This window comes from Microbacterium sp. Bi128, assembly GCF_918698205.1.
The window spans coordinates 1-2,472 of record NZ_CAKKMM010000750.1 but is presented as its reverse complement, the minus strand read 5'-3'; the positions used below and the strand labels follow the sequence as shown (position 1 = coordinate 2,472).

Sequence of the window (2,472 nt, the reverse complement as noted above, 5' to 3'; positions counted from 1 at the left end):
GCGTGGGCTCGCTGTACCGGTCATTTCGGTGCCTGTTCGGTGCTGGCCGGCTCTATGCGGGCCGGGTTTGGCTGGACCGGGGGCGTCTCGATGGTGGAGGTGTCGCCCTCGGGCAGGCCGAGCTCGCGGGCCTTGAGCCGGCGCCGGAGGATCTTCCCGCTGCGGGTCTTGGGCAGTGCGGCGGTGAAGTCAAGCAGCCGCGGCGCAACGGCGGGGCCCAGCCGCTTGCGGGCGAAGCCGATGATGTCCAGGGCCAGCTCCCCGGACGGTTCCCAGCCGGTCCGGAGTTCAACGAAGGCCTTGACCACCTCGCCGGCCACCGGGTCCGGGACCCCGATCACGCCGGCCTCGGCGACGGCCGGGTGCTCCATGAGGGAGCTCTCCACCTCGAACGGGCCGATCAGGTGCCCCGACGACTTGATGACGTCGTCGCCCCGGCCCACAAACCAGTAGTAGCCGTCGGCGTCGCGTTTGGCGAGATCCCCGGTCAGGTACCAGCCCCCGGCGAAGCAGCGGCGGTAGCGCTCCTCTTCGTGCAGATAGCCGCGGAACATGGAGGGCCAGCCGGGCCGGAGGGCCAGTTCCCCCATGGAGTCGGGGTCCGTGACCAGCACCGCTTCGCCGTCGCGGATGACGGGCTTGCCGTCCGCATCCCGGGCCACGACGGCGGCCTCGACGCCGGGCAATGGACGGCCCATCGAGCCGGGCCGGATCTCGGTTGCGGCGTAGTTCGAGATCATGATGCCGCCTGTTTCGGTCTGCCACCAGTTGTCGTGCACCGGCTGGCCGAAGGCCTCCTGCCCCCACACCACAACCTCCGGGTTGAGCGGCTCGCCGACGCTGGCGACGAAGCGCAAGGCGGAGAGGTCGTGTCCTGCGGCGCGGTCGGCTCCGGCCTTCATGAGCATGCGCAAGGCCGTCGGGGCTGTGTACCAGACCGTGACTCCTTGCTCGGCGAGGATCCGGTACCACCGGTCGGCGTCCATTTCCTCCTCGTCCACGATGGCCGTCACGCCGTGGCTCAGGGGTGCGATCACACCGTACGAGGTGCCCGTGACCCAGCCCGGGTCGGCCGTGCACCAGTAGACGTCTCCGGGTTGCAGGTCCAGGGCGAAGGTTCCGGTCGCGTGGTGGGCGGTCACGGCGTCGTGCACGTGTATCGCGCCCTTGGGAGTGCCGGTGGTGCCGGACGTGAAGTGCAGCAGGGCCATGTCCTCCGGCTGGGTGGCCGCGATCTCCCCGTCCGGCGGGGCTTGGCGCATGAGGGCGGCCAGGTCGAGGGTTCCGGGCTCGGGATCGCCGTCGGCGTCGATAAGCAGGACGTGGCGCAACTCCGGGAGCTGCCCGCGCAGCTGGACGATCTTCTTGCGGTACAGCGCCCGCGTGGTGACCAGCGCCCGGCCGGAGCCCAGCATGAGGCGCTGCCGCACCGGCTCGGGACCGAAAGCGGAGAACAGCGGGCAGAACACGCTCGCGTTCTTGAACGTGCCGAGCACCGCGATGTACAGGGCGGGGCCGCGGCCGGTGAGGGAGAAGACCCGTTCCCCGCGGCCGACGCCAAGGCTGCGCAGGACGCCGGCGAAGCGGCTGGTCTGTTCGGCGAGTTCGGCGTAGCTCAAGGAGTGGGTGCTGCCATCGGCCCGGACGAACCGCAAGGCCTCATGTCCTGCCGTGCTGCCGGCCGCGTGCCGGTCCACTGCCTCGTAGGCGATGTTGAGGCCGCGGCCACCGGGGAGTCCGGATAGGGCTCGCCGGGCCTCATCCCAGGTGAAGGCCGCGCACGCCGCGTCATAATCCACCAGGTTCGGCCGGACCCGGAAACTGCCGATGTCTTTGGTGATCGCAGGCCAGCCGATGGATGGTTCGGTTCCTGCCGTCATGGTTCCATCCGACTCCCGTGTGCCGGTGCCGCCCAGAGCAAAAGGTCCCGGACCGACGTGCAAGACCCCGGCTGGGAATCCGCGGCGGACCAGCCACTAAACTGGGAGCCATGACTGCCACCCGTGACTTCGCAGCCGACGCTGCCGCTGCCCGTGCCCGACTGCTGGAACTGATCAAGGAACTGGCCGTAGTCCGCGGCAAGGTCATCCTCTCCAGCGGCGCCGAGGCCGACTACTACATCGACCTGCGCCGCATCACCCTGCACCACGAGGCGTCCAAACTCGTCGGGCAGGTCATGCTCTCGCTGATGGAGGACGCCGGGATCGATTTCGAGTGCGCCGGGGGACTCACCATGGGGGCGGACCCGGTGGGCACGGCCGTCATGCATGCCGCCGTCGACGCCGGCCGCCCGGTGGACGCGTTCGTCGTCCGCAAGGCGCAGAAGTCCTACGGCATGGGACGCCAGGTGGAAGGCCCCTCGGTCGAGGGCCGCAAGGTCCTGGTCCTGGAGGACACCTCAACAACCGGCGGGTCCGCGCTGACCGCCGTCGAAGGCGTCCGCAAGGCCGGCGGCAACGTGGTGGCCGTCGC

At 70.0% G+C, this 2,472-nt stretch carries 2 protein-coding genes; one reads left to right on the top strand and one right to left on the bottom strand.

The annotated features are described in order from the left end of the window. Positions 1 to 20: 20 nt before the first annotated feature. Complete coding sequence (gene acsA, locus LQV45_RS25755) at positions 21 to 1,880, bottom strand: acetate--CoA ligase (protein ID WP_230009480.1); 1,860 nt, start codon at positions 1,878 to 1,880, stop codon at positions 21 to 23. A 110-nt stretch (positions 1,881 to 1,990) separates the two neighbouring features. Between acsA and LQV45_RS25750 the strand changes: the two genes are divergently transcribed. Beyond that, positions 1,991 to 2,472 (top strand): orotate phosphoribosyltransferase (locus LQV45_RS25750; protein WP_230009478.1); only part of this gene is annotated, 482 nt, incomplete at its 3' end.